The sequence below is a fragment of the Oceanobacter mangrovi genome, assembly GCF_019740315.1.
Lineage (GTDB): Bacteria > Pseudomonadota > Gammaproteobacteria > Pseudomonadales > Oceanobacteraceae > Oceanobacter > Oceanobacter mangrovi.
The window spans coordinates 283,246-308,075 of record NZ_JAHXZR010000005.1 but is presented as its reverse complement, the minus strand read 5'-3'; the positions used below and the strand labels follow the sequence as shown (position 1 = coordinate 308,075).

Sequence of the window (24,830 nt, the reverse complement as noted above, 5' to 3'; positions counted from 1 at the left end):
CTTATGACCCCGGCTGACCACCTTCCTGAATTCCAGATCATTGATGACGCCGATTTACCGGTGGCGGACTCATGTCTGCGTAATCAGCAGCCAATCGCCGAGGTGCTGGAGGCCGAGCTGCCAGCCCATTCCGTGGTGCTGGAAATTGGCAGTGGTACTGGCCAGCATGCGGTCTTTATTACCCAGCGTTTGCCAAACATTACCTGGCAGCCATCCGAGCTGGCAGAGCGTCTGTCAGTGATCAATGCCCGTCGTCTGCGCAGTGGTCAAGCCAACTTCCTGCCGCCGCTGGTACTGGATGTGGCACAGGATCTCTGGCCGGTAAAACAGGTGGATGCCATTTTTTCTGCTAACGTTGCCCACTACATTTCCTGGCCAAAACTGCGTTCGATGTTTGCCGGTATGGGCAGGGTATTACGCACTTCCGGGCTGGCATTTCTCTACGGTCCTTACAATTATGAAGGCAAGTTCACCAGTGACGGCAACAAGGCGCTGGACGAATGGCTGAAAGCCGATGTTGATGCTGAAGCTGGCATCAAGGATTTTGAACAGGTCGTATTGGCGGCTCGCAAGGAAAAACTGCGGCTGGTAAAAGATATTGCCATGCCAGCCAATAATCGCATTCTGGTATTCAAAAAATACGCCTGAGCCAAAAAACATGTTTTGGCCAAAGGGGCTGAATAGCGCTGACAGGGCTATTCAGTGTCGGGAAGGTGGTTTAGCGATAATGTAGTGGCTGAGAGACAATTTGGCTACGATTCGTCTGTTGGCTGCGGGCCCACTGCTTCAGTGGTGAAAAGTCCACGCCGAGCATCTCAAACATAATAATCTGCTTTTCGTTCATCAGGCTGATCAGCCGGGTCAGTGCCAACAGTACAGGTTCTGAACGCGAAATCAGTGCCTGCTCCAACAAGTCAACCACTTCTTCAACGCTGCGGTTTACCCGAATGGCATGGCCGTCGTGCAGCTCGAGCTGCAGCTTGAGTACCTGCAAGGCCATTTGCAGGGGCTCGTTCAGTCTCAGACGTTTGATATCCATAAGCGCTATCCTGATAGTCCACACGGCAATAATGTGAACTAGATAACACTATTTGTAACTCTGGTGTTACCACTTTGTGAGATTTATTTTCTTTGTTGTTAGTTATGAGTCAATGTCTTGAATTGCGGCATTCAATGGTCCTTTAGTAGAACGATGACTGTCAGATCCCCTGATCCCCTGATCCCGTAATCGCTGTAATTGCATGCAACTCTCTCTCAGGCCCAGATCGCAAGCTCGTGTCAGATCGGCTTTGGCAGCGCCTGGATTGCGCAGGTGAAAATGGGTGCCACTGCGTTCCTGGTAGGCATCGGCTGAGTTTGGATGACGAGTGATGTAACGATCCCAGAATGGCAGGATTTCATCGAAGCGGCCTTGCTCGGCCAGCAGGTAGTCCGTGATGCGGATTACGTCGATGCTATCGGGGTCTTGTGCGTGTAATTGCTGCAGTTGTTGCAGGGCACCGTTAGTGTCTCCGTGCCGCTGGCTGATGCCGATAAGCCAGGCCTTGGCCCGCAGATCCTGCGGGTGAAGCCGCAACGCCTGTTGTAGATGTTCAATGGCCTGCTCTGGTTGCGACTGGGCCTGACTGATCGCCAGATAAAACAGGTAGTTTTCCAGTTGCAAGGTCCACAAGGCGATATTGCGATCCGCGGGTAATATTTGCCGGATGGTTTCCGTGGTCATCAGCGCCTGATCAAGCTGCTGGCTGGTCATCAGTACTTTGGCTTTTAGCAGCCAGACATCCGCCAGGGTTTCGTCAACGGAGAGGGCTCGGTCAAGCAACGACAAGGACGCCGGGATATTGTTCAGCCGCCGTTGCATCCTGGCATAGGTGAGCAGGTATTCCGGGTCTTCGCGATATTCAAGTGCTCGCTGGTAAAAGTGTTCGGCGGCCTGATAATGTTTCTCTTGCTGGGCAATAAACCCCAATTCATACCAGATATCGCCATAAAAACCGGCTAGCCATGGGGCTTTTGGCCAGTTCGGTTTACTGGCCTCCAGGGTATCAAGCATTTGTATAAATGAGCCGCCCCATCTGGGCTTGTCTGCCCATAGGCTGGCTTTCATGAGTACCGGAGATCTGGGGAACAGTAGTCTGCCCATCTGCCTGGCCTGTTCTGGATCGCCCAATTGGGGACTCATGGTGAAGATGCGGATTCTCAGCCAATAAATATCCGGCACTGCCTGATTGATTGTATAGGCCTTCTTCACGGCCTCGGCAGCCAGTTGTAATTGCGTTTGCATCTTTTGAATAGCGCTGGTCGGGGTATCCTGGATGGAGCGTGTGCCGCGTGCTTGCCAGGCCAGACCGTAGTGGTAATAGGCGCTGGCGATATAGGGGTGAACCCGATCCGGGCTGGAGATTATCCAGTTCTGAAAATCTTGCGAGCTGAAATCGTTGCTAATATCCCGGAAAAAGCGATACGGCTGGATGTCCAGTGAAGGGTCTACCAGCGAGTCTTTGTTCAGCTGTTCAAGCAGGTTGTTGAGGCTGACGTATTCCCGATTGCTGAGCTGCGTATAGACCTGTGCTCCTATTGAGCGGGATTGATCGCGCTTTTGTGGGGCGACTGATAGCGGCAGGCCTAATTGTGCGGGAGAGGGAATGCTGCTTTGTTTGTAGCGCAGATATCGGCTCTGGTAATCCCGCAGTTGCTGCTGAAATTCCTTTTGTCCTTGTCGGGGCTCGGGGTATAACCTACTGTCGGTTGCGGCCTTTATTACTTGCTGCAGGCTGTTTTGCAGTGCCAGCTGGTTTGCCGATGCTACTGGCACAAGAGCGACCAGTAGTGTTGCCATAACCGCGGCCAGCACACAGCCACTTCTCCATTGTTTAACCATTAAACTGTACCCAAAATCCTTCCCTGATCGGGCCAAAATCAGCCCGGCTGGCGTTGTTCAGCCATCTAACAGATTACTCCCCTGGCTGCAGGAAAGCGGTTGTCTGTTCCATAAAATCGGCAAGGTGTTTGCGGCTGACCACAAAAATATGCCCCATGTTACGTTCAATCGTACGGTTCAGCGGTTGGCCGGTGGCACAACGGTTGTCTTCCAGACAGCCCCATTTCTCACTGGCGATACAGGAGCCAACCGGTGCGATTGGATCACGTTGGCCGCGGTAGTCAAAGATTGCCAAACCCGAGTTGCTGAGGGCCGACATGGCTACCGGTTGGCCATCGAGTTCAGCAACGCTGGAGGGCAGGCAGAACTGGTCGGTGGCAATTTCATTGCCGATAAATATCTGTTCGATCCACTGACGATTGGCTTTGGCCGGGAAGCGGGTGCCGTGGAACAGCCAGTTAAGGAAAGGTGCGGCATCGTCAATTTGTTCACGGCTTTCGGCGCGGCTGAAAAAACCGGCGGTGACTGAATATTCCACCCCGGGCTGAATCTGGTGCATGCCGGACTCAATGACTTCCGATGGAATGTTGCTGTCGCTGAACAGGGCCGTCATAAGGTCGGGCAGGTATTGCTGGCGAATCACATCGCGCATGGCCTTGTGGCCACTGGATTCATCGTCAAATTGTACCGGTGTTGTCATCAGTACCAGCTTGTCGATATCGAGCTTTTCACCTTGCGCCTGTTTTTCCTGCTGGCGGCGCGCCAGATAGGGCAGCATCAGGGTACCGCCCATGCAGTAGCCAACGACCGCTAGCGGAGCATCAGGGTGCTGTTGCCGAATCAGCTGCAGATTATGGTCGGGCAGGGTTTTGGCGAAAAACCGGAGGTCAGGAGACTGTCCAGCAGCAACACCGGAATGATCCACCAGATAAACGTCATGACCCTGTTGCAGAAAACATTCGACCAGCGATTTGCCAGCTGCCAGATCAAAAATCTCCGGCTTGTTTATCAGCGGGCTGGACAGGTACAGCACCCGGCCGCTTGCTGTAACACCGGGCAGTGGCAGGTAATGCCGCAGTGTGCAGCCTTGTAATTCGGAACCCGCTACCAGCCGGTATTCGCAGGCGCCCAGTCTGGCGGCCGGGGAGTGTTCGGAAAACTGCTTGAGGTCGAAGGCATCACACTGGTAGAGGTTATTGACGGTGGCCACCATACGTTGCAGGTAAGCGTCGAAATCTTCGGTCTCATCGGTCTCTCTATTACGGCGCTGATACGGCAATGCTTGTTCACTGAGTGGCTGGCCGGTCAGGCACATCAGGATGACTTTCAACATTTCTTTTAATGCTGCCAAACGGCTCGGCCCGACGGTGTGGTAACTGTGCTCCAGCAGTGCCAGTTGGGCCAATATGGGGACTATTTGCCAGCTACTGCTGCGATAGCTGGACTGGGCGCTGTGCAGCTGAAATTCACCGGCTCTGGCAAAGGTTGCTACCAGCTGGCGCAGCTGCCAGGCATAGGCTGATTCCAGCCAAAGGTCGGTCTGGGCAAATGGGTCGCTGCTTTGATGGGTGCTGAGGGCGGCAGCCACCGAGCGGCGCACGGGGGCCATCATCAGATTCTGCCAGTACTGGCCAATTGCCGGGGTGACCATGGCATTGTTCTCTAGCCAGCGCCAGCCGTATTGACCGCTTAGCCAGCCTGCGCGCATGGCCAGCCCGACGGATTCACTCAACCAGTGGCGGGTACTGGCGCCATGGTGGCTGTTATCAGCCGCGCTACTGCCCATCGAAAGCAGCAGGGCATCCGGATTCAGTGTGTAAACGTCGTTGTACCACATGCGGCTATCCTCTTGCCTGAAGGGAGCGGGTTCAGCAGTCACTGCATGTGACATCATCTGAGTTGGACGTTACTGTGCTGCGACAGTTGTGGCTAATTTATAGTCAGTAATCCAGCGCTCGCAAGTCGGCGCAGCGAGTGTTTGCCGTTACACCCGGCTGGCGTCAACGCCGCCAGGCGGGTTTGGCGGTGGCGGGCTGGCCAGATGGTTTGGCCTGGTTCAGCAAAGCTGCGATGTCGATTGGCACAATCTGGTCATGGCTGAGGTATTGGCGGGCGTATTCGAGAAAGACTTCTTCCTGCAGAAAAACGGCAAAAATTTCCGGGTCGATGTGACCGTTACGGGACATGTTGGCCATGATCCGCAATGACTCATCGAGTTTCTTGGCTGGTTTGTAGGGGCGGTCGGCGGCGGTCAGGGCTTCGAAAATATCAGCAACCACCATGACCCGGGCAGGAATTGACATTTCTCCGGCCGGGATTTGGCGTGGGTAACCGTCGCCACGCATGGTTTCGTGGTGACCGCCAGCGATTTCCGGCACTCTGGCCAGGTGATCCGGGAAGGGTAACTGTTCCAGCATAACAATGGTCTGGACGATGTGATCGTTGACGATAAAGCGTTCTTCGGCGGTGAGAGTGCCGTAATCGGTGCAGAGATTGTAAAGCTCTCCGAGATTGAACTTGTGGTCTGGCACCTCAACCTTGAACCCCCAGCGGTTGTTGGGATTGGCGGCTTCCGGGTAGCGGTCCCACGGAATACGCTGGTCGGGCCGGTCCTGCAACAGTGGAACCATGCGCGGCAGTGGCTCGGCAGGGTAAGCCGCCAGACGGCGTTGTTCGTCGAGTGAGATGCCGATGCGGTCGTCGAGGGTTTGCAGCCACTGACGCTGGGCGACCTGGCGCAGCCGGGTACGGGCGGCTTCGCCCATCGACTCGGTGCCGAGGTTGCACTGGGCGACAAATTCAAACTCTTCATCCAGCTGTGCCAGTTCGGTTGCCAGGCCAGCTTCCAGCGTCTGTTTGTCTTGCGGGTGTTCGATAATGGCTTTCAGACAGCGGATTTCCGCATCCCGTTTCAGCACTTCAAAGCGGGTGCGGATTTCATGAATACGGTTATGAATGGTTTCCAGCTTGGTGGCCTTGTCGACCACATACTCGGGGGTAATCATCTTGCCACAATCGTGCAGCCAAGCGGCGATGTGCAGTTCGTACCAGTCTTCTTCAGTGAGGTGGAAATCGGCAAAGGGGCCGGAGCGTTGTTGGCAAAGTTCACTGGTAATCAGTTTGGCCAGCACAGGTACCCGCTGGCAGTGGCCGCCGGTATAGGGCGACTTGGCGTCCACCGCGCGGGCCACCACCAGAATGATGCTCTCAAGCAGCAAGCGCTGGCTTTCCAGCAGTTGCTGGTTGCCCAGGGCAACGGCTGCCAGTGAGCCAAGCGCTTCAATAACGGGCTGGATATTGGTACCGAAAGGGACGACGTTGCCGTTTTTGTCGGTGGCGTTGATCAATTGCATCACGCCAATACAGCTGCCGTTGTGGTCTTTCAGCGGTACGGTCAGAAACGACTTTGAACGGTAGTTGTGTTCCTGATCGAAGACGATGGTGCCGGAAAAGTCGTACTCATCGGTATCGTAGGCATCTTCGACATTGATGGTCTTGCCGGTCAAGGCTGCCCGACTGGCGACCTGGTTAAGGTTGGGCTGGCCGTTGATATAAAGCGGCACCGGCGAATAGTTAATGGTCTGGCCGTTGCTGTTGTTGAGATGACGTCCCAGTGAATCGGTATGCAGGATGACAAACTTGAGGGAGTCCTTGATACGCAGATACAGGGTTCCACCATCTGCCGCCGTCAGGCGTCTGGCCTCAAACAGGATGCGTTCCATCAAGCGGGCTGAGTTATGCTCGCTTGAAAGCGCAATGCCTATGTTGACCAGCTCCTGCATAGCATCAGGGGTGCCGGTCTTTGTCTCTGCCATGATGACGATCCTTTTATTGATCCTGCAGGCAGGCCTGCAAAGTGGTGTGGCCTGCGTCGGGTATCAGTTGTTCAGGTGCTTCGGATTTCGACATAACTCGCGTTTCATTGCCAGCAAGCTTTGATTGAATAGGTGTTCAACCAGAGCAGGGTCAATCATTTGCAGCAGCCACCAATGGATGAGGGACTTGCCGATCTCGGTTAGCTGTGCGTTTCAGCGTGTTGCCACGTGTCAGCATCTGTTGGCAGATAGTATGGAATTCGGGCCTTTGGCTGAAGACCGTTTATCCGACAGGCGGATAAACTGGCCACTCCCTCAGGCCCGGGTTTACTGCTGCCTGTGATGGATCAGGCCGTTGTGTGGCGGTATTCGCTGATCAGGGCTTTCAGCTCAGGCACACAGGAACCACAGTTTGTGCCGCATTTGAGCTGTGCGCCAAGCTTTTCGGCACTGTCGCAGCCTTCCGCAATGGCCGCCTGAATGGCTTTTTCACCGGTGGTGAAACAGGAGCAGACAATCCGGCCCTGATCAATGATGCCTTCGGCCGGGCGCCCTGCCAGCAGGGATTTACGGCTGGCAGCATCGAGACTGTCGAGTCGGAAGCAATCGAGCAGCCATTGGCGGCTTTCAAATGTCATCGTGCGATGGGTAAACAGCACCAGTTGCAGGCGCTGGTTATGAATGGCGCTGATACGCAGTTGCTGTTGTGCCGGATCGCGGCTGATCTGCCATTGCAGAGCGGGGTAGTCCTGCTCATCGAACTGGTGTTGCAGCCAGCTGATCAATTCATCAAGCGACTGGTTACCCGCTATTTCATAGCCATGTTGCAGATCGTTGAGGCCATAGGCCCAGTAGTCGCAGGGAATCGGTCCCAGGTCTTTGTGGCTCAGAATCATGCCCTGCCATTGCATTGCCACCGGTTCGACACTCACACCTGTGTATTTCAGCTCGGGTTGGCCGGATAAGGGGTCGGTGGTCTGGTCGATCAAGACGCCCATACGTGCCTGGCTGGCGTAACGGCTGGTCCAGTGCATCGGTACAAACACCTCGCCGGGACGCTGGTCACTGCTGATCTGGGCGCGCAGCAGAATTGCCCCACGAGGGTTGCTGACGCGCGCCAGTTGGCCTGCTTCAACACGCAGCCGTTCGGCATCGGCTGGATGCAGGCTGACGTAGGGCTCGCGGATATGCTGGGCCAGTCGGGCAGATTTGGCGGTACGGGTCATGGTGTGCCAGTGATCCCGTACCCGGCCAGTGTTCATGATCAGTTCGCCATCCTGCTGGCGGCTGGCGGGCAGCTGCGCCTTGATCGCGACAAAACGGGCTTTGTGGCTGGGGGTAAAAAAGTGGTTGTCGTCGAACAGCCGTGCCCGGCCGCGTGGCCAGCTGGCGTTGACGGGCCACTGGATCGGTGTCAGTTGGTCGTATTGTTGTTGGCTCATACCACTCAGGCCCGACAGGTCCAGGTCGCGGCTGCCGTTGTTTTCAAAGCCGGTCAGGCGGGTGTACTCATCAAAAATCTCTGCAGGATGCTGATAATTGAAGGCTTCGTTGAAGCCCAGTCGTTCGGCCACCTGAGTCAGAATCCACCAGTCCGGTTTGGCTTCGCCTGCCGCAGCCAGGAAGCTGCGCTGGCGGGAAATCCGCCGTTCGGAGTTGGTGACGGTACCGTTTTTCTCGCCCCAGCTGGCAGCCGGTAACAGCACATCGGCAACAGCGGTGGTATCGGTATTGGCCATGCAGTCGGAAACCACCACCAGTTCGCATTGTTTGAGTGCCGCTTTGACGGCATCGGCATCCGGCATGCTCACCAATGGGTTGGTGGAAATCACCCAGAGAAATTTGATCTCGCCGCTCTGGATGGCATTAAACAGGTCAACGGCCTTGTGGCCAGGGGCCGTGGCCATATTGGGGGCATTCCAGAAACGCTGCACGCGGTCGATGTCGGCGGCCGAAAAATCCATATGGGCGGCCAGCTGATTGGCCAGACCGCCCACTTCACGGCCGCCCATGGCATTGGGCTGACCAGTGATGGAAAACGGGCAGGCACCGGGTTTGCCAATCCGCCCGGTCGCTAGATGGACGTTGATGATGGCGTTGCCCTTGTCGACACCGGTACTGCTCTGGTTGATGCCCTGGGAAAAGAAGGTCACGGTTTTGGGGTATTGCAGAAACCAGTCGAAGAAAACTCTGAGGTCGTCGGCTTCAATTTCCAGTAGCTCAGCCAGCTGATCAAGATCGGTGGGGAGTTGTTGAGCCTGTTGCAGGGCTTCGGCAAAACCTTCGGTGTGGCGCTCGATATATTGCTGGTCGAGGGCGTAGTTATTTGCCAGCCAGGCCAGCAGACCATTAAACAGCAGGCCGTCGGAGCCGGGTTTGATGGCCAGGTGCAAATCAGCGAGGTCGGTGGTGGCGGTTTTACGCGGATCGATTACCACCACTTTGGTGTCCGGTCGGGCCTGTTTGGCGGCCACCATGCGCTGGTACAGAATCGGGTGGGCCCAGGCGGCATTGCTGCCGACCAGAATCAGCAGGTCGGCCTGTTCAAGATCGTCATAACAACCGGGCACGGTGTCACTGCCAAAGGCGCGTTTGTGGGCCACCACCGCAGAGGCCATGCAGAGCCGCGAATTGGTATCCAGATTGGCGCTGCCGATAAATCCTTTCATCAGCTTGTTGGCGACGTAATAGTCTTCGGTGAGGATTTGGCCCGCCGCATAGATGGCAACTGCCTGCGGGCCGTGCTCGGCAATGACGCGCTGAATGGTGCCTGCGACCAGATCCAGTGCATCCGGCCAGCTGGCAGGCGAGCCATGAATCTGTGGCTGCAGCAGCCGGTCGACGCTATCGACGGTTTCATGCAGCGATGAGCCTTTCACACACAGCTTGCCAAAGTTGGCCGGGTGCTGGCTGTCGCCTGCGACTGGCATCAGGGTATCTGCCAGCTGGTTGATGTTCACGCCACAGCCCACACCGCAGTAGGGGCAGGTGGTTTTGGTCAGACTGGTCGGTTGCATGCTGCTGTTCATAGGGCTGTTCATCTTGTCATTCGGCCAAAAAAAAGCGCCCACCAGTAAAACTGGTGAGCGCCAATGCTCAGTTAAATACTAAACAGGAAAAAGCGGTACCCACGATGGTACGCTGAGAGCACAACGTTGACATCGACAGTCATCGTTACAAATTTTCTATTCAATATCGGTGCCAACTTAATTCTGATATCCGTTCCAACCCGGTAGACAGACGACCCGACGGGTCGCCGATCTTGCTGGCTTTAAGCCGCCTTTCATATTGAACCATGCAGCCGCAGCGACAAGCTCTGTGATTTTCAGACTGATGCCCGTTTGCACTTGTGTGGTGCCTGGAATCATGGCTCTGCCTGAAAGCTGGGCAAAAATATTCGTACATTTATTGAACGAATGTCGAGCCGGGATACGGCTGTAAAACAGCCGCTATCTTGGGTGAAGTGCTCGCCAGGCCAGTAAATTCAAGGCTTGTGGCGCTATCGTTTAGCCACTGAAGCGGCTTTTGTGAGGCTGCAAAACAATCTGGCATATCGATTGCTGGGGTGACTTCGATGCCCTCTCTCACAACGGCGTGGGGAAGTGGTCAGTCGCAATGATGCACAAAAGGAGAAATACGCCCTATGACCAGATAGAGAGACACCCTCATGAGCAAGAAACGCATTGTCGTTGTTGGCAACGGTATGGTTGGCCACAACTTTATCAATACGCTGGTTACTTCTGACCACGCATCCGAATTCGAAATCCTTACCTTCTCTGAAGAACCTCGCCTCGCATACGACCGTGTGCAGCTGAGTAAATATTTTTCCGGCTATAGCGCAGCCGATCTTGCCCTTGTTACCGAATCCGAATATCAGTCTCAGGGTATTGTTTACACGCTGAACGACAAGGTGGTGGCAATCGACAGCCACGCCAAAATCATTACTACTGCCAGTGGTCGTAAAGAGGGCTACGACAAACTGGTATTGGCGACGGGTTCTTTTCCTTTTGTGCCACCAATTCCTGGTAAAGATCAGGATCACTGTCTGGTGTATCGCACCATTGACGATCTGGAAGCCATTTCTGCTTCGGCTGAAGTCAGCAAAACCGGCGTTGTTGTCGGTGGTGGCCTGCTGGGTCTGGAAGCGGCCAATGCGCTCAAGCAGGCCGGGCTGGAAACCCATGTAGTGGAATTTGCGCCACGGCTGATGGCGGTACAGCTCGACGAGGGCGGTGGCAAGTTGCTGCGTCGCAAGATTGAAGAGCTGGGCGTGCAGGTTCACACCGAAAAGAACACGAAAGAGATTGTGGCGGGTGAAGAGTGCCGTTATCGCATGAATTTCGCCGATGGCTCATTCCTTGAAACCGACATGATCCTGTTCTCTGCCGGTATTCGCCCGCAGGATGAGCTGGCGCGTCAGTTTGGCCTGGATATTGGTGAGCGTGGCGGCATCGTCGTGAACGACTACTGCCAGACTTCCAACGATGACATCTATGCCATTGGTGAATGTGCGCTGTGGGACAACAAGATTTATGGTCTGGTGGCTCCTGGCTATCAGATGGCCAAGGTGGCGTTTAACCACATCGTCAGCAACCTGCTTACTCACGAAGAATCAGCAGTGTCTTTTCAGGGCGCCGATATGTCCACCAAGCTCAAGTTGCTGGGCGTGGACGTTGCCTCGATCGGGGACGCGCATGGTCTGACCGCTGGTGCCCAGAGCTATGTGTTCAATGACGATATTGCAGAAGTCTACAAACGCCTGATCGTGTCTGCCGATGGCAAAAAATTGCTCGGTGCGGTGTTGGTCGGCGACGTCGAGGCCTACGGCACGCTGCTGCAATTGAAACTCAACGACATGGATATTCCGGGGAATCCGGCTGCTCTGATTCTGCCTGCCACTGACGGTGCCGAGCCGGTTGGCCTGGGGGTTTCTGCCTTGCCGGAAACTGCCCAGATCTGTTCCTGCTTCGACGTCAGCAAGGGTGACATCCAGAAGGCTGTGCAGGGTGGTTGTTGCTCCATGCCTGACCTTAAAGCTGCAACCAAAGCCAGCAGTGGCTGTGGTGGTTGCGCGGCGCTGGTGAAGCAGGTGATGGACGCTGAAATGGCGTCGCTGGGCATGGAAGTGAATACTGATCTGTGTGAGCACTTTGCCCACACCCGTCGCGAGCTGGCCGATATCATTCGGGTCAAGGGCTACACCCGTTTTGAACAGGTACTGGAAGGCCATGGTCATGGGCATGGCTGTGAAATCTGCAAACCGACCATCGGCTCCATTCTGGCCTCGTTCCACAACGAATACGTGCTGAAAGACGAGCATATCGGCCTGCAGGACACCAACGATATTTTCCTTGGCAATATGCAGAAAGACGGAACCTATTCCATCGTGCCACGCATTGCCGGTGGTGAAATCACTCCGGACAAGCTGATCGTGCTGGGCGAAATTGCCCGCGACTATGACCTCTACACCAAGATCACCGGTGGTCAGCGTATTGACCTGTTTGGTGCCCAGCTGCACCAGCTGCCGGAAATCTGGCAAAAGCTGGTAGCTGCGGGTTTTGAAACCGGTCATGCCTATGGCAAGTCGGTGCGTACGGTGAAGTCCTGTGTGGGTTCAACCTGGTGCCGCTACGGCGTACTGGATTCGGTCTCCATGGCTATCGCCATTGAAGATCGCTACAAGGGCCTGCGGGCACCACACAAGATCAAGTTCGCCGTATCCGGTTGTACCCGTGAATGTGCTGAAGCCCAGTCGAAAGACATTGGTGTTATCGCCACAGAAACAGGCTGGAACCTCTACGTCTGCGGCAACGGTGGTATGCGTCCACGTCATGCTGACCTGTTCGCCACAGACCTCGACGATGAAACCCTGATCAAGTACATCGACCGCGTATTGATGTTCTACGTCCGTACCGGTGACCGTTTACAGCGTACGTCGGTGTGGATGGAAAACATGGAAGGCGGTCTGGACTACCTCAAACAAGTGGTGATCAACGACAGCCTGGGCATCTGCACCGAGCTTGAAGACAACATGACCCGCATTGTCGGTAGCTACCAGTGCGAATGGAAAACCACGCTGGAAAACCCCGACAAGCTCAAGCGCTTCCAGCACTTTATCAATGCTGATGAAGCTGACAGCAACCTCTACTACGTCCGTGAACGCGGCCAGCGTCGTCCGGCTACCGAAGCCGAACGGATTGAACTGGTAGAGCTGCCACCGGCTGACAAACAAGCGCTGGCTGGTAAATAACAGCGGCAGACACCCAAGATTCTGGAGATATGATGATGAATGCAATTGAAAAACAATGGACCCGCGTCTGTGCCGTTGACGATATCGCCCCAGATACCGGCGTGTGTGCGCTGTATCATGGGGAACAGGTAGCGCTGTTCCGTCTGAGTGGTCAAAACGATGTGTTTGCGATCAGCAACCACGACCCGTTTGGCAACGCCAACGTACTGTCGCGCGGGATTGTGGGTTCCAGGGGTGATCGTTTGTTTGTGGCTTCGCCGCTCTACAAACAACACTTCGATTTACTCACTGGTGAGTGTTTTGAAGATCCGCTGGTACGCCTGAAAACCTGGTCTGTGCGAGTGGAAGAGGGCCAGGTGCTGTTGGCCTGAGAGCCGCTTTGCTTTGAGAGACAAATAAAAATGCCGGGGTGACCCGGCATTTTTATGGATGGCGATTAGTAAAGTTCTCCGCCCCTGATTTGTTGTTTAAACACACCTGTGTAGGGGCAAGGCATGCCTTGCTGTAGCATCTGCGTTAACAGTATCTATGTTAACGCGCTGCCGCCTGCTGTTGACCGATAGCGACATAATCCAGCAATACCCGGCCTGCTTCCGTCAACAGGGCATCATCTTCTGGCTTGTCTTTCTTGCTGTCGGCCGTGCCATTGTTCTCAGCTTCGGCTTCTGCCTTTTCTTCTTCCAGCGTCATCAGTGGCAGACCCTTGGCCTTGCGGCGTTTGTTTTCCAGCTGCAGACGTTCGGATTCGTTGGCATCACGTTCTTCTTCACGAATCTTGCGGTTGAGCGAAACGTCGGTTTGTTTGCGCATGGCGTCGATCAGGGTTTTCTGTTCGCGCAGGTAAACAAAGTCGGGGTCGTTCTCGGTACGTTTTTCATGCAGCTGCTGCAGCATCGGAATATCCGACTTGATGGCCTGGTCCTTGACGTACTGGGCCGGCCGGATGGTGTCCCACGGCATGGCTTCGTCCAGCGCGCTTTCACCAATCTTGTCCTTGTCGAACAGGGATGGGAAGGTCACGTCTGGCAGCACGCCCTGGTTCTGGGTGCTGTCACCGGACACCCGATAGAATTTGGCCTGGGTGATTTTCAGCTGGCCATGACGCAGCGGACGCAGGGACTGTACGGTGCCCTTACCAAAGGTCTGGCCACCGGCGATCACGGCACGACCATAATCCTGCATGGCACCGGCAAAAATTTCGGAAGCCGAAGCGCTCAGGCGGTTAACCAGCACCACCATCGGGCCGTCGTACAGCAGGCTTGGATCTTCATCAGGCAGCACTTCAACATTGCCGCGAGCGCTGCGAACCTGAACGACCGGGCCTTGCGGAATAAACAGGCCTGTCAGGCTGATGGCTTCTTCCAATGAGCCGCCGCCGTTGTTACGCAGGTCGATGATCAGGCCCTCAATACCCTCAGTGCGCAGTTCGCGAATCAGGCGGGAGACATCACGAGTGGTGCTCTTGTAGTCCGGACGGTTTTCCATCTTGCCCTGGAAATCGACATAGAAGGTTGGAATGTCGATCACGCCAATGCGGTGTTGCTTGTCGCCGTCGTTGATGATCAGCAGTTCTTTCTGGGCCGATTGTTCTTCCAGTTTGACCTCATCACGCACAATCGAGATCACCTTGCTGTTACCGCCGTTGGAATCAGATGGGATGATTTCCAGTCGCACAGTGCTGCCTTTGGGGCCGCGAATCAGGTCAACGACTTCATCCAGACGCCAGCCAATCACGTCGACAATCTCACCGCTGTTGCCCTGGCCAACCCCGACAATTTTGTCAGCCGGATGCAGGTTCTTGGCTTTTTCCGCCGGACCGGCAGTGACCAGACGCACCACCTTGGTGTATTCATCTTCACTTTGCAGTACGGCACCAATGCCCTGCAGTGACAGGCTCATATTGATGTTGAAGTTCTCGGTGTTGCGCGGTGAGAAGTACTGGGTATGCGGATCAAATGAACGGGTAAGGGAGTTCATGATGGTCTGGAAGGCATCTTCCGGAGTGCTCTGATGCACCCGGTTAAGCTGGTTCTGGTAACGCTTTTTCAGCAGTTCCAGTGATGCATCCAGGTCCTTGCCGCTCATGGTGAGGTTCAGGATGGAGTTCTTCAGACGTTTGCGCCAGAGATCATCCAGTTCGGAAATGGACTTGGCCCACGGTGCATTTTCACGATCCAGATTGAGGCGTTCGTTGCTGTCGAACTTGTAGTTGGCAGCGTTGTGTTCCAGCTCGCTGAGCATAAAGGTCAGTCGTTCGTTGACCCGTTCCTCAAAGCGGTTGTACATGGCAAACGGGACTTTCAGATCACCACGCAGCAGGATGTCGTCAAGCTGGTCACGGCTGGCACTGAATTCGTTGATGTCGGACTGGAGGAAATAGCTGCGGGTGCTGTCCATGTCCTGCAGGTATAGGTCGTAGACCTTTTCCGACAGCTTGTCGTCAAGACGCTGTAACTCGTAATGGCCCCGCAACAGGTTGTTGAGAATTTGCTGGGTGGTGACGGCCTGTACCCGGGTCGGCTCCAGCGGGGTAAACGGCGTGCCCGGTTTGACGTCGGGAATCTGGGCAGCCGCTTGCAGTGGTGCCATCAGGCTGAGTGTCAGTAGCAGGGTGCTGGCGAGTACTTTGGAACACTTTGAAAACATAATTTACAGCCGGGTCCGATGAATCGAGTGGTCTTTCAGGGTTCGTTGTCTGCGGGCTTGCTGCCTGCTGGTGACCGTCGGGTGACGCTCGTTTGATCAGCTATCAGAACAAACAATAAAACAGCCCTACAGCAGTGCCAAGTATCTGATTATAGCCAGTTAACGGTTCTGAAGTTGAACCAATACGCGACAATTGTGGTTTGATTGGAATATTCGGAAATAATTCCGCCTGTGAATCTGCATTAACAACAAGGAGAACGCTCGATGGCGAGAGTAAAACTGGAGCTGCCGGAAACGCTGGATTTCAGTGTCGATCTGGACATTCGGGTGTCCGATATCAATTACGGCAACCATCTGGGTAACGACCGTATGGTTAGTTTGCTGCACGAAGCGCGGCTGCGTTACCTGCGTCATTTTGATTTTGCGGAACTGGACATAGACGGTCTGGGCCTGATGGTGACCGATCTGGTGGTGGTATTCCGGGCTGAGTCTTTTATTGGCGAAGTATTAACCTTTGATATCGGCCTTACCGATTTCAACAAATACGGCTGTGATGTGGTGTATCGGGTATCGAATAAAGACAATGGCAAGCTGGTGGCTGAAGCCAAGACCGGGATTGTCTTTTTTGATTACGGTGCTCGTAAACTGGGGCGGATTCCGGCGCTGTTCTATCAGCGTTGTGCGCCGGATCAGACGCCGGTGGAATAACCGGCGCGGTCAGGGAAGTGCTGGCGAGCCGGCTTATGACTCGTCAGTACTGATGCCCAGATCGTCGAAGTACTGGGTAATAAAGTCGAGGAAGGCGCGGCTTTTGGTGGCCAGGTAACGGTTCTGCGGGAATACCACCTTGATGGTGCGGACCGGAATTTCAACGTCACTGAACAGTCGTACGAGTTCACCGGTTTGCAGATGGTGATCAGCAATATAGGTTGGAATCGCCGTAATCCCCATGCCTGCCAGACAGGCTTCATAGACCAGGTCGATGTCGTTTACCGACAGCTTGCGCTCAACGCTGGAGAGCGTGAAACCATGGTCTTTCTCGAACTGACGCAGCCAGTTGATGCGGGCGAATTCAGCGTTGGTGACCATCAGAATACGATGGCGGTTGAGGTCTTCCAGTGTGGTTGGAGTACCCCACAGTTTCAGATACTGGGGTGAAGCACAGATAACAATGTTCTGGCGCGCAACCGGCTTGGCGATCAGGCGGGAGTCTTCCAGTGTGCCGATACGCAAGGCGAAGTCGTAGCCTTCCTTGACGATATCCAGTGGCCGGTCGGAAATATGCAGGTCGAAGCTGATGTCCGGGTACTTTTCCGAAAAGTCATTAAACATCCGCGCCAGTTCGCGACGGCCGAAGTTCGACATAGCGGTAATGCGTAACCGGCCCCGTGGTGTAACGTCGAAGTCGGTCACCAGCTTTTCGGCTTCGGAAATCGATTCGAGGATGTTTTCACAATGCTGGTAAAACATCTGTCCGGCTTCAGTCGGGCTGACTGAACGGGTGGTGCGGTTCAGCAAGCGCACGCCAAGGCGCTCTTCCAGGCCACTGATCTGTTTGCTGACGGCGGATGGCGTCACGCCAAGGGCGTCGGCAGCCGACGTGAAGTTGCGAGCGCGAACAACGGAAACGAACGTTTGCAGGGTGTCGATTCGGGACATGAGCTGAATACTAATCATCTGTTTACCAATCTGACGAAAGTATAATTAAACAGACGGCAATAATCAGCTCTATTTGTGCCGTATTCTTTTAACTGGCTCGATAAATGACATCTTTGGCCCTGTTGCATCAGGGCCTGCATCCGGGTTAACAAGAAACTTGTCAGTTTTTCCCGGCGGCTTGTTTGGGCGACCACAGATTGACCAGCCCGGCCAGAATAATCAGCGCAGCACCTGCCAGCGTGGCCAGCGTTGGTACTTCATCCCAAAACCACCAGCCCATCAGTGCACCATAAATTACCGCGCTGTAAACGTAGACGCCGACCTTGCCGGTTGGAGCGATCCGGTAAGCCTTGGTCATCGCCAGCTGGCCAAGGGTGGCGACGCCGCCCATGGCAACAATGCCGAACCAGGCGGAGTCGGGAATGGGTTGCCAGTTCAGCAAGGCAGGTGGCAGAGAAATCAGCGCAGCGATGAGGGCAAAATAAAACACAATACGCTGGCTCGGTTCGGTGGCGGACATGCGGCGAATGGTGACCTTGGCCAGCGCTGCCAGAAAGGCGCCCAGCAAGCCGACCAGTGCTGCCCAGGTCATGGCGTCCGCCGAGCCGGGTCGCAGAATCACCGCAACACCGGCAAAGCCAATCAACAGTGCCAGCCAGCTATACTTGCCAGCGGGCTCTCGCAGCCACCAGAGTGCCAGCAATGGCATAAAGAAGGGACTCGACAGTTTCACCAGAAAGGCTTCTGTTAATGGCATGTTGCCAATCGCCCAGAAATAACAATACATGGCAGCCACACCAACAACGCCGCGCATCAGATGCCAGTGCCAATGGCTGGTTTTGAGAATGGCAGGGCCAGAGCGGGCGATCAGAGGCAACAGCAGTAGCAGCCCAAAGGCGTTGCGGAAAAACACCACCTGTTCGGTCGAAAGATCGTCAGATAAATATTTGATGATGGCACCCATCAGTGCCAGCAGGGCCTCGCCAAGCAACAGGTAGAGGGCGCCGATACGTAATTCGTGGCTCAAATGATGTTCCAGGGTTTAAATCAGGCTGAAAGGCACTACATAACATTCCAGAAAGTGGCGTGAGTGTTTCAGCTGGTCAGAGAATGGCGCAAAGTATACCTGAATCAAGGACTTCGCGATGCGCTTTTGCCAATCTTGAATTAGAAAATCTAAATTTTATTTTTTTAAACTTGAAAGATATTCAAGTCGACCCCAGATAAAGACTATCGAATTGATGCTCTGAGCAGGCAGCCCCAAAAAGCTTCAGACAAGGAAGCTCAAGACCCGTCTGCCGCCCCGGAGCCCTAAGTGTCAGGAGAAATGACCTATGCGTATGGATCGTTTGACTACCAGTATGCAAAACGCGCTGGCAGAGAGCCAAAGTCTGGCTCTGGGGCAGGATCATAACCAGATTGATACCGTGCACCTGCTGCTGGCCTTGCTGCAACAGGCCAACAGCTCTGTAAAGGATGTGATTCGCCGTTGCGGTGCCAATGTGCCCCAGCTTGAACAAACCCTGCAGGCTATTTTGCAGGATCAGCCGCGGGTCAGTAGCCCGGACGGCCAGATTCAGTTGTCGGCGGAACTGGGCCGATTGCTGAACCTGACTGAAAAGCGGGCCCAGAAACTCAAGGACCAGTACATCTCCAGTGAGGTTTTCCTGCTGGTAGCACTGGAAGACAAGGGCGCGGTTGGTCGTGCCCTGAAAGAAATTGGTCTGACCGATGAAGCGGTTGAACAGGCCATCAAGGATATGCGAGGTGGTGAATCCGTGAAGGACGCCAATGCCGAAGACAGCCGTCAGTCGCTGGATAAATTCTGTATCGACCTGACCGAACGGGCCGAAGCGGGCAAGCTCGACCCTGTGATTGGTCGTGATGACGAGATTCGTCGCACCATTCAGGTGTTGCAGCGCCGTACCAAAAATAACCCGGTACTGATTGGCCCGCCAGGGGTGGGTAAAACCGCCGTGGTGGAAGGTCTGGCTCAGCGTATTGTGAACGGCGAAGTGCCGGATACCCTTAAAAACAAGCGTATTTTGTCGCTTGATATGGGCGCGCTGGTGGCGGGTGCCAAATACCGTGGTGAATTCGAGGAGCGTCTGAAAGCCGTACTGAAAGACGTATCCAAGGAAGAAGGCCGCATCGTGCTGTTTATCGACGAGCTGCATACCATGGTCGGCGCCGGTAAGGGCGAAGGCTCGATGGATGCCGGTAACATGCTCAAGCCTGCGCTGGCTCGTGGTGAGCTGCACTGTGTGGGTGCCACCACGCTGGACGAATACCGCGAATTTATTGAAAAAGATGCCGCGCTGGAACGTCGTTTCCAGAAGGTGTTGGTGGATGAGCCTTCCGTGGAAGATTCCATCGCCATTCTGCGTGGTCTGAAAGAGCGTTATGAAGTTCACCACGGTGTACAGATTACCGACAGTGCGATTATTGCTGCCGCCAAGCTGTCCCAGCGTTACATCACTGATCGCCGCCTGCCAGACAAGGCCATCGACCTGATTGACGAGTCGGCTTCTGTGATTCGCATGGAAATCGACTCCAAGCCGCAGGAGATGGATCGTCTGGAACGCCGCCTGATCCAGCTGAAAATTGAACGCGAAGCGCTCAAGAAAGAAAAGGACGATGCCGCCAAGCAGCGTCTGAGCGGTCTTAATGAAGAGATCAACAAGGCTGGTCGGGCCTACGTTGAGCTGGAAGAAGTCTGGAAGAAAGAAAAAGCCCTGCTGGAAGGTGCCAGCAAGGCCAAGGAAGAACTGGAGCAGGCCAAGCTGGAGCTGGATGCGGCCCGTCGTAGTGGCGACCTGACCCGCATGTCCGAGTTGCAGTACGGCAAGATTCCGGAACTGGAAAAACAGCTGGCGACTGCCAACGAAGCTGAAGCCTCGGGCACCCAGCAGTTCAGCCTGCTGCGTAACAAGGTAACCGAAGACGAGATTGCCGAAGTGGTCTCTCGCTGGACCGGTGTGCCTGTGACGCGCATGCTCGAAGGTGAACGTGAGAAGTTGTTGCGGATGGAAGAGGTCCTGCACGACTCGGTGGTCGGTCAGGACCAGGCTATCAAGGCGGTTTCCAACGCAGTGCGTCGTTCCCGTGCCGGCTTGTCGGACCCGAACCGTCCTAACGGCTCGTTCCTGTTCCTCGGCCCTACCGGGGTGGGCAAAACCGAGCTGTGCAAGGCGCTGGCAACTTTCCTGTTCGACAGTAAGGACGCCATGGTGCGGATCGATATGTCGGAATACATGGAGAAACACTCGGTTGCCCGTCTGATCGGTGCGCCTCCAGGCTATGTCGGTTATGAAGAAGGCGGTTACCTGACCGAAGCGGTACGTCGCAAGCCGTATTCAGTGATTCTGCTGGACGAGGTTGAAAAGGCGCATCCGGATGTCTTCAACATCCTGCTGCAGGTGCTGGATGATGGTCAGCTGACTGATGGCCAAGGGCGTCGGGTCGACTTCAAGAACACCGTACTGGTGATGACGTCGAACCTTGGTTCGGATGTGATCCAGGCGCTGGCAGGTGATGAAGACTCCAACTATGAAATGATGCGTTCGGCGGTGATGGAAATCGTTGGCACCCATTTCCGGCCGGAGTTTATCAACCGGATCGACGAAGCCGTGGTCTTCCACCCACTGCAGAAAGACCAGATCCGTGGCATCGCCGATATTCAGCTGCAAATGCTGCGTGAGCGTCTGGCTGATCGTGAGCTGGCGCTGGAGTTGAGTGATGCCGCCGTTACCAAACTGGTGGATGTGGGTTACGACCCTGTGTTTGGTGCGCGTCCGCTGAAACGGGCGATTCAGCAATGGATCGAAAACCCGCTGGCACAGGATATCCTGTCAGGCAAATTTATGCCCGGCGATACCATTATGGCGGATGTGGTTGAACGCGAAGGTGACAGTGTGCTGGTGTTTAACGGCCGTCACTGAGTTGGCCAGACGGCTCTGGTAAAACAGCGCTTATTGACTGGCGTTGATTAACTGGTATTGATAACTGGTATTGACCAACAGTAAAAGCCTCCTGATTTCAGGAGGCTTTTTTGTTTCTGTCACAACGGGATGGATGCGGCAAGAAAACAGCCGGGCTTTGTATTAGCATGCGCTGATCGTTAATGCTGTTTGGCCATCTGGTATCGCGATGGCGAGTGTGTCTGAAAAGGAGAGAGTGATGACGTCAGGTCGAATTTCATGGTCAGGTGGGTTGCTGGCAATGCTGTTGGCGGTTACTGGCTGCGCTGGTACTGAGGCCAATACCCAACCTGCAGCGGAGGCGGTTGTCGAACGTCCGCAAGCCCAGCTGACGGTGGTGGAGAATCTGCACTGTTTGGCCAATACCGGCATTTCTCTGGATGAAGAGCAAACCCGCGTGCGTATTGCTCTGGGTTCGCGGCCAACGGCGGGTTACGGCGTTGCTGTGACAGCGCAATACCAGCTTGAAAATGGCTATGAAATCCATTTCATCGAACGCAAACCGGCCGAGGGTATGGCGCAGGCCGCGGTGATGACGTCTCCGTGTGCGGATATCAGCTTGCCAGACGACTGGCAGGCCCTGAAAGTGGTAAACGACATGACCGGCCTGGCCTGGCATGTTTACCACTCCGGGCGGTAGTGGTCGTGAGTATTATCCTTGGCATTGACCCAGGTTCGCGGCTGACCGGTTTTGGCATCGTGCGAGCGGTTGGCCAGCAGATTGAATACATTACCAGCGGCTGTATTCGCTGCGGCGAGGGCGAGATTCCGGATCGTCTCAATACCATATTTGAAGGCATCGAGCGGCTGATCGATCATTACCAGCCAGACCAGTTCGCCATTGAACGGGCCTTTATGGGCAAAAATGCCGATTCGGCCTTAAAGCTCGGTCAGGCGCGAGGGGTGGCACTGCTGGTGGCGGCCCGTAAGGGTTTGCCGGTATTTGAGTACGCGCCGAGGGCGATCAAACAAACCGTCACAGGTTCTGGTGGGGCGGAAAAGCAGCAGATTCAGCAGGTGGTGCAGATGCTGTTGAAGTTGCCCGGGCGGCCGCAGGCGGATGCTGCCGATGCGCTGGCGATTGCCCTTTGTCACGTATATACCTCCCGTAATCTGGCTGTCAGTGCCGGTCGCAGCACCGGGCGGCGTTCCCGTTCCATGCGCAGCTTTGTGCCGCCTGCCGAAAGCCTGATCAAACCCGGTAACTAGAGGGCGTTCTCAATTAATTAACGGGTCCTGTTATGGCGGAATAGCTCATCAGGCAAGGCAGCGGACGAAGAGAATCGCCAGCCTGTCCGGCCGATTTTTTACAAACTCAACAACACCGCATGGTGGATTTTTAACCATAACCCTTCGGGCTGAGTCCAGTTAGCTTCAGGCACTGCGTTATTCGTCACTTGTTTAGCTCGCTAAACCGCGCTCCTCATGCCTTGTTCTGAAGCCAACCGGTTCTCAGCAGAACCGCATTACTCATTGAAAACGCCCTCTGTCGTCGGCGTATTGAGACTTGCTTCAGTTTGCTGATAGGCTAGGCCGCTTTCCAGCTTGGTAATGAATACTATGATCGGCCGCTTGCAGGGAATTCTGCTTGAAAAATCTGCTCCTGACCTTCTGATTGACGTGGCCGGTGTGGGCTACGAACTTCAGGCTCCTATTTCCACCTGTGCGGTATTGGGCCGTATTGGTGATCCGGTCATTCTGTACACCCACCTGGCGATTCGTGAAGACGCCCATCAACTCTATGGTTTCAGCGACAAGGGCCAGCGCACGCTGTTTCGTACCCTGATCAAGGTCAGTGGTGTGGGTCCCAAGCTGGCGCTGGCGATACTGTCGGGGATGGACGTTAATTCCTTTGCCCAGTGTGTTCATGCCGAAGACATCAACGCGCTGACCAAGCTGCCGGGGGTTGGCAAAAAAACCGCTGAGCGTCTGATCGTCGAAATGCGTGACCGTCTGAAAGAATGGCAAACGCCGGGGCCGTTGTGGGATGCCGTTAGCCAGCAGGAAGTGGCAGCGGCGGATGCTATTTTGATGGAAGCTGAATCAGCCCTGATCGCACTCGGCTACAAGCCCACTGAGGCTGCCAAAATGCTTAACAAGGTTGCCGGGCAGGCAACCACGCCGGAAGAGCTGATTCGTCTGGCGCTCAGAAACAGTTTGGGTAACGCATGATAGAAACCGATCGTTTTATCAGCCCGATTTCAACGCCTGGTGAGGAACAGCAGGATCGCGCCATTCGTCCCAAGCGGCTGCAAGACTACATTGGTCAGCCGGTGGTGCGGGAACAGATGGAAATCTTTATTGGCGCAGCCCGCGCCCGTAAGGAAGCGCTCGATCACACGCTGGTGTTTGGCCCGCCCGGGTTGGGTAAAACCACGTTGGCCAACATCATTGCTGAGGAGATGGGTGCTTCGATCAAGTCGACCTCTGGCCCGGTATTGGAGAAAGCCGGAGATCTGGCTGCCTTGCTGACCAATCTGGAAGCCGGTGATGTGCTGTTCATCGACGAAATCCATCGTTTGAATCCCGCTGTTGAAGAAGTCCTGTACCCGGCAATGGAAGACTATCAGCTGGATATTATGGTGGGTGATGGCCCTGCCGCCCGTTCGATCAAAATCGATTTGCCGCCGTTTACCCTGGTCGGGGCAACCACCCGGGCTGGTCTGCTGACGTCACCACTGCGTGACCGTTTCGGCATTGTGCAGCGGCTGGAGTTTTACAATGTCCCGGACCTGACGCATATTGTGTCTCGGTCTGGACGCCTGTTAGGTTTACAGGTGGACGAAGCGGGTGCAGCAGAAATTGCCCGTCGTTCCCGTGGTACTCCACGAATCGCCAACCGCTTGTTACGGCGGGTACGTGACTATGCCCAGGTCAAGGGTAATGGTGCGGTCGACAAGCAGTGCTCGGATCTGGCGTTGAATATGCTCAATGTCGATTCGCAGGGCTTTGATCATATGGACCGGCGGCTATTGCTGACCTTGATGGAAAAATACGACGGCGGTCCGGTCGGGGTCGACAGTCTGGCTGCCAGCATTGGTGAGGAGCGCGATACCATCGAAGACGTACTGGAGCCGTATCTGATGCAACAGGGCTATATCACCCGCACGCCCCGCGGCCGCACTGCCACCAAGCTGGCGTACCTGCATTTTGGCCTGAGCCTGCCAGATCGTTTTGGAACTAATAATGACTGAATTTGAATGGCCGGTGCGTATCTATATCGAGGATACCGACGCCGGAGGCATCGTTTATTACGCCAACTATTTACGTTATACCGAGCGCGCTCGTACCGAGTGGCTGAGGGCCATGGGTATCAGCCAGGAAGTGCTGCGTGAACAGGGTGTGCTGTTTGTGGTGACCGCAGTGGATGCCAAATATCGCAAGCCTGCAAGGCTGGACGACGCCCTCACGGTAACGCTCAGGATTGAGACCATTGGCAAGGCCAGATTGGGCATCAGCCATCAGGTAGTGCGTCACAATGTCACTGGCGAAACGGAATTATTAGTGCAGGCCGGGGTCACTATTGCCTGTATGTCGACAGCGGGCAAGCCGCTGGCGATTCCCGGAAACATTCTCGAAATCATCCAGAGTTAATTTCA

General features: G+C 55.0%; 18 protein-coding genes. 10 read left to right on the top strand and 8 right to left on the bottom strand.

Annotation, left to right across the window (positions count from 1 at the left end):
• Positions 1 to 3: 3 nt before the first annotated feature.
• Entirely contained in the window at positions 4 to 648 is a 645-nt protein-coding gene (locus tag K6123_RS13005) for a DUF938 domain-containing protein (protein ID WP_221798375.1), read from the top strand.
• Positions 649 to 718: 70 nt separating this feature from the next.
• Here the strand turns inward: K6123_RS13005 and K6123_RS13000 are convergent, their stop codons facing one another.
• From K6123_RS13000 to K6123_RS12980, 5 genes are all read right to left on the bottom strand, one after another.
• Positions 719 to 1,039 carry a hypothetical protein gene (locus K6123_RS13000; RefSeq protein WP_221798373.1) on the bottom strand — a complete coding sequence of 107 codons (321 nt, stop codon included), beginning with the start codon at positions 1,037 to 1,039 and terminating at the stop codon, positions 719 to 721.
• Between the two features lie 102 nt (positions 1,040 to 1,141).
• Positions 1,142 to 2,839: a tetratricopeptide repeat protein gene (locus tag K6123_RS12995; protein WP_221798371.1), complete on the bottom strand. Its 1,698-nt coding sequence runs from the start codon at positions 2,837 to 2,839 to the stop codon at positions 1,142 to 1,144.
• A gap of 115 nt (positions 2,840 to 2,954) precedes the next feature.
• Complete coding sequence (locus tag K6123_RS12990; protein WP_221798369.1) at positions 2,955 to 4,718, bottom strand: alpha/beta fold hydrolase; 1,764 nt, start codon at positions 4,716 to 4,718, stop codon at positions 2,955 to 2,957.
• Between the two features lie 163 nt (positions 4,719 to 4,881).
• Positions 4,882 to 6,696, bottom strand: coding sequence for an HD family phosphohydrolase (locus K6123_RS12985; RefSeq protein WP_221798367.1), 1,815 nt, complete (start codon positions 6,694 to 6,696; stop codon positions 4,882 to 4,884).
• Between the two features lie 347 nt (positions 6,697 to 7,043).
• Positions 7,044 to 9,725: a nitrate reductase gene (locus K6123_RS12980; RefSeq protein ID WP_221798365.1), complete on the bottom strand. Its 2,682-nt coding sequence runs from the start codon at positions 9,723 to 9,725 to the stop codon at positions 7,044 to 7,046.
• 638 nt (positions 9,726 to 10,363) lie between these two features.
• Here K6123_RS12980 and nirB point away from each other — a divergent pair.
• Positions 10,364 to 12,946, top strand: coding sequence for a nitrite reductase large subunit NirB (gene nirB / locus K6123_RS12975; RefSeq protein WP_221798363.1), 2,583 nt, complete (start codon positions 10,364 to 10,366; stop codon positions 12,944 to 12,946).
• A 29-nt stretch (positions 12,947 to 12,975) separates the two neighbouring features.
• Positions 12,976 to 13,317 (top strand): nitrite reductase small subunit NirD, encoded by a 342-nt coding sequence (gene nirD / locus K6123_RS12970; protein WP_343223994.1) that lies wholly within the window; start codon positions 12,976 to 12,978, stop codon positions 13,315 to 13,317.
• A gap of 160 nt (positions 13,318 to 13,477) precedes the next feature.
• Here the strand turns inward: nirD and K6123_RS12965 are convergent, their stop codons facing one another.
• Entirely contained in the window at positions 13,478 to 15,592 is a 2,115-nt protein-coding gene (locus K6123_RS12965) for a carboxy terminal-processing peptidase (RefSeq protein WP_221798361.1), read from the bottom strand.
• A gap of 264 nt (positions 15,593 to 15,856) precedes the next feature.
• Between K6123_RS12965 and K6123_RS12960 the strand changes: the two genes are divergently transcribed.
• Positions 15,857 to 16,300 carry an acyl-CoA thioesterase gene (locus tag K6123_RS12960; RefSeq protein WP_221798360.1) on the top strand — a complete coding sequence of 148 codons (444 nt, stop codon included), beginning with the start codon at positions 15,857 to 15,859 and terminating at the stop codon, positions 16,298 to 16,300.
• Between the two features lie 33 nt (positions 16,301 to 16,333).
• Here K6123_RS12960 and K6123_RS12955 read toward each other — a convergent pair whose 3' ends face one another.
• Positions 16,334 to 17,251 (bottom strand): LysR family transcriptional regulator, encoded by a 918-nt coding sequence (locus K6123_RS12955; RefSeq protein ID WP_221798358.1) that lies wholly within the window; start codon positions 17,249 to 17,251, stop codon positions 16,334 to 16,336.
• Between the two features lie 160 nt (positions 17,252 to 17,411).
• A complete protein-coding gene (locus tag K6123_RS12950; protein WP_221798356.1) occupies positions 17,412 to 18,278 on the bottom strand; it encodes a DMT family transporter in 867 nt (288 codons plus the stop codon).
• A gap of 307 nt (positions 18,279 to 18,585) precedes the next feature.
• Here K6123_RS12950 and clpB point away from each other — a divergent pair, with 307 nt between their 5' ends.
• The 6 genes from clpB (at position 18,586) to ybgC (ending at position 24,825) form a co-directional block, all read left to right on the top strand.
• Positions 18,586 to 21,192, top strand: a complete 2,607-nt coding sequence (clpB, locus tag K6123_RS12945) for an ATP-dependent chaperone ClpB (RefSeq protein WP_221798353.1) — start codon at positions 18,586 to 18,588, stop codon at positions 21,190 to 21,192.
• A 238-nt stretch (positions 21,193 to 21,430) separates the two neighbouring features.
• On the top strand, positions 21,431 to 21,871 hold the full coding sequence (locus tag K6123_RS12940) for a protease complex subunit PrcB family protein (RefSeq protein ID WP_221798351.1): 441 nt from the start codon (positions 21,431 to 21,433) through the stop codon (positions 21,869 to 21,871).
• A 5-nt stretch (positions 21,872 to 21,876) separates the two neighbouring features.
• A complete protein-coding gene (gene ruvC, locus K6123_RS12935; protein WP_221798349.1) occupies positions 21,877 to 22,440 on the top strand; it encodes a crossover junction endodeoxyribonuclease RuvC in 564 nt (187 codons plus the stop codon).
• Positions 22,441 to 22,782: 342 nt separating this feature from the next.
• Entirely contained in the window at positions 22,783 to 23,403 is a 621-nt protein-coding gene (gene ruvA / locus K6123_RS12930) for a Holliday junction branch migration protein RuvA (RefSeq protein ID WP_343223993.1), read from the top strand.
• Positions 23,400 to 24,425, top strand: coding sequence for a Holliday junction branch migration DNA helicase RuvB (gene ruvB / locus K6123_RS12925; protein ID WP_221798348.1), 1,026 nt, complete (start codon positions 23,400 to 23,402; stop codon positions 24,423 to 24,425). Before ruvA ends, ruvB begins: the two co-directional genes overlap by 4 nt.
• Positions 24,418 to 24,825 (top strand): tol-pal system-associated acyl-CoA thioesterase, encoded by a 408-nt coding sequence (ybgC, locus tag K6123_RS12920; RefSeq protein WP_221798346.1) that lies wholly within the window; start codon positions 24,418 to 24,420, stop codon positions 24,823 to 24,825. Before ruvB ends, ybgC begins: the two co-directional genes overlap by 8 nt.
• The last annotated feature ends 5 nt before the right edge of the window (positions 24,826 to 24,830 follow it).

Bases quoted from the DNA above. Each gene is read 5' to 3' on its own strand.
- K6123_RS13005 (WP_221798375.1), top strand. From the start codon at position 4: ATGACCCCGGCTGACCACCTTCCTGAATTCCAGATCATTGATGACGCC.
- ruvA (WP_343223993.1), top strand. From the start codon at position 22,783: ATGAATACTATGATCGGCCGCTTGCAGGGAATTCTGCTTGAAAAATCT.
- nirD (WP_343223994.1), top strand. From the start codon at position 12,976: ATGATGATGAATGCAATTGAAAAACAATGGACCCGCGTCTGTGCCGTT.
- K6123_RS12940 (WP_221798351.1), top strand. From the start codon at position 21,431: ATGACGTCAGGTCGAATTTCATGGTCAGGTGGGTTGCTGGCAATGCTG.
- ruvB (WP_221798348.1), top strand. From the start codon at position 23,400: ATGATAGAAACCGATCGTTTTATCAGCCCGATTTCAACGCCTGGTGAG.
- K6123_RS12960 (WP_221798360.1), top strand. From the start codon at position 15,857: ATGGCGAGAGTAAAACTGGAGCTGCCGGAAACGCTGGATTTCAGTGTC.
- K6123_RS12955 (WP_221798358.1), bottom strand. From the start codon at position 17,251: ATGTCCCGAATCGACACCCTGCAAACGTTCGTTTCCGTTGTTCGCGCT.
- K6123_RS13000 (WP_221798373.1), bottom strand. From the start codon at position 1,039: ATGGATATCAAACGTCTGAGACTGAACGAGCCCCTGCAAATGGCCTTG.
- K6123_RS12965 (WP_221798361.1), bottom strand. From the start codon at position 15,592: ATGTTTTCAAAGTGTTCCAAAGTACTCGCCAGCACCCTGCTACTGACA.
- K6123_RS12995 (WP_221798371.1), bottom strand. From the start codon at position 2,839: ATGGCAACACTACTGGTCGCTCTTGTGCCAGTAGCATCGGCAAACCAG.
- K6123_RS12990 (WP_221798369.1), bottom strand. From the start codon at position 4,718: ATGTGGTACAACGACGTTTACACACTGAATCCGGATGCCCTGCTGCTT.
- K6123_RS12985 (WP_221798367.1), bottom strand. From the start codon at position 6,696: ATGGCAGAGACAAAGACCGGCACCCCTGATGCTATGCAGGAGCTGGTC.
- K6123_RS12980 (WP_221798365.1), bottom strand. From the start codon at position 9,725: ATGAACAGCAGCATGCAACCGACCAGTCTGACCAAAACCACCTGCCCC.
- clpB (WP_221798353.1), top strand. From the start codon at position 18,586: ATGCGTATGGATCGTTTGACTACCAGTATGCAAAACGCGCTGGCAGAG.
- ybgC (WP_221798346.1), top strand. From the start codon at position 24,418: ATGACTGAATTTGAATGGCCGGTGCGTATCTATATCGAGGATACCGAC.
- nirB (WP_221798363.1), top strand. From the start codon at position 10,364: ATGAGCAAGAAACGCATTGTCGTTGTTGGCAACGGTATGGTTGGCCAC.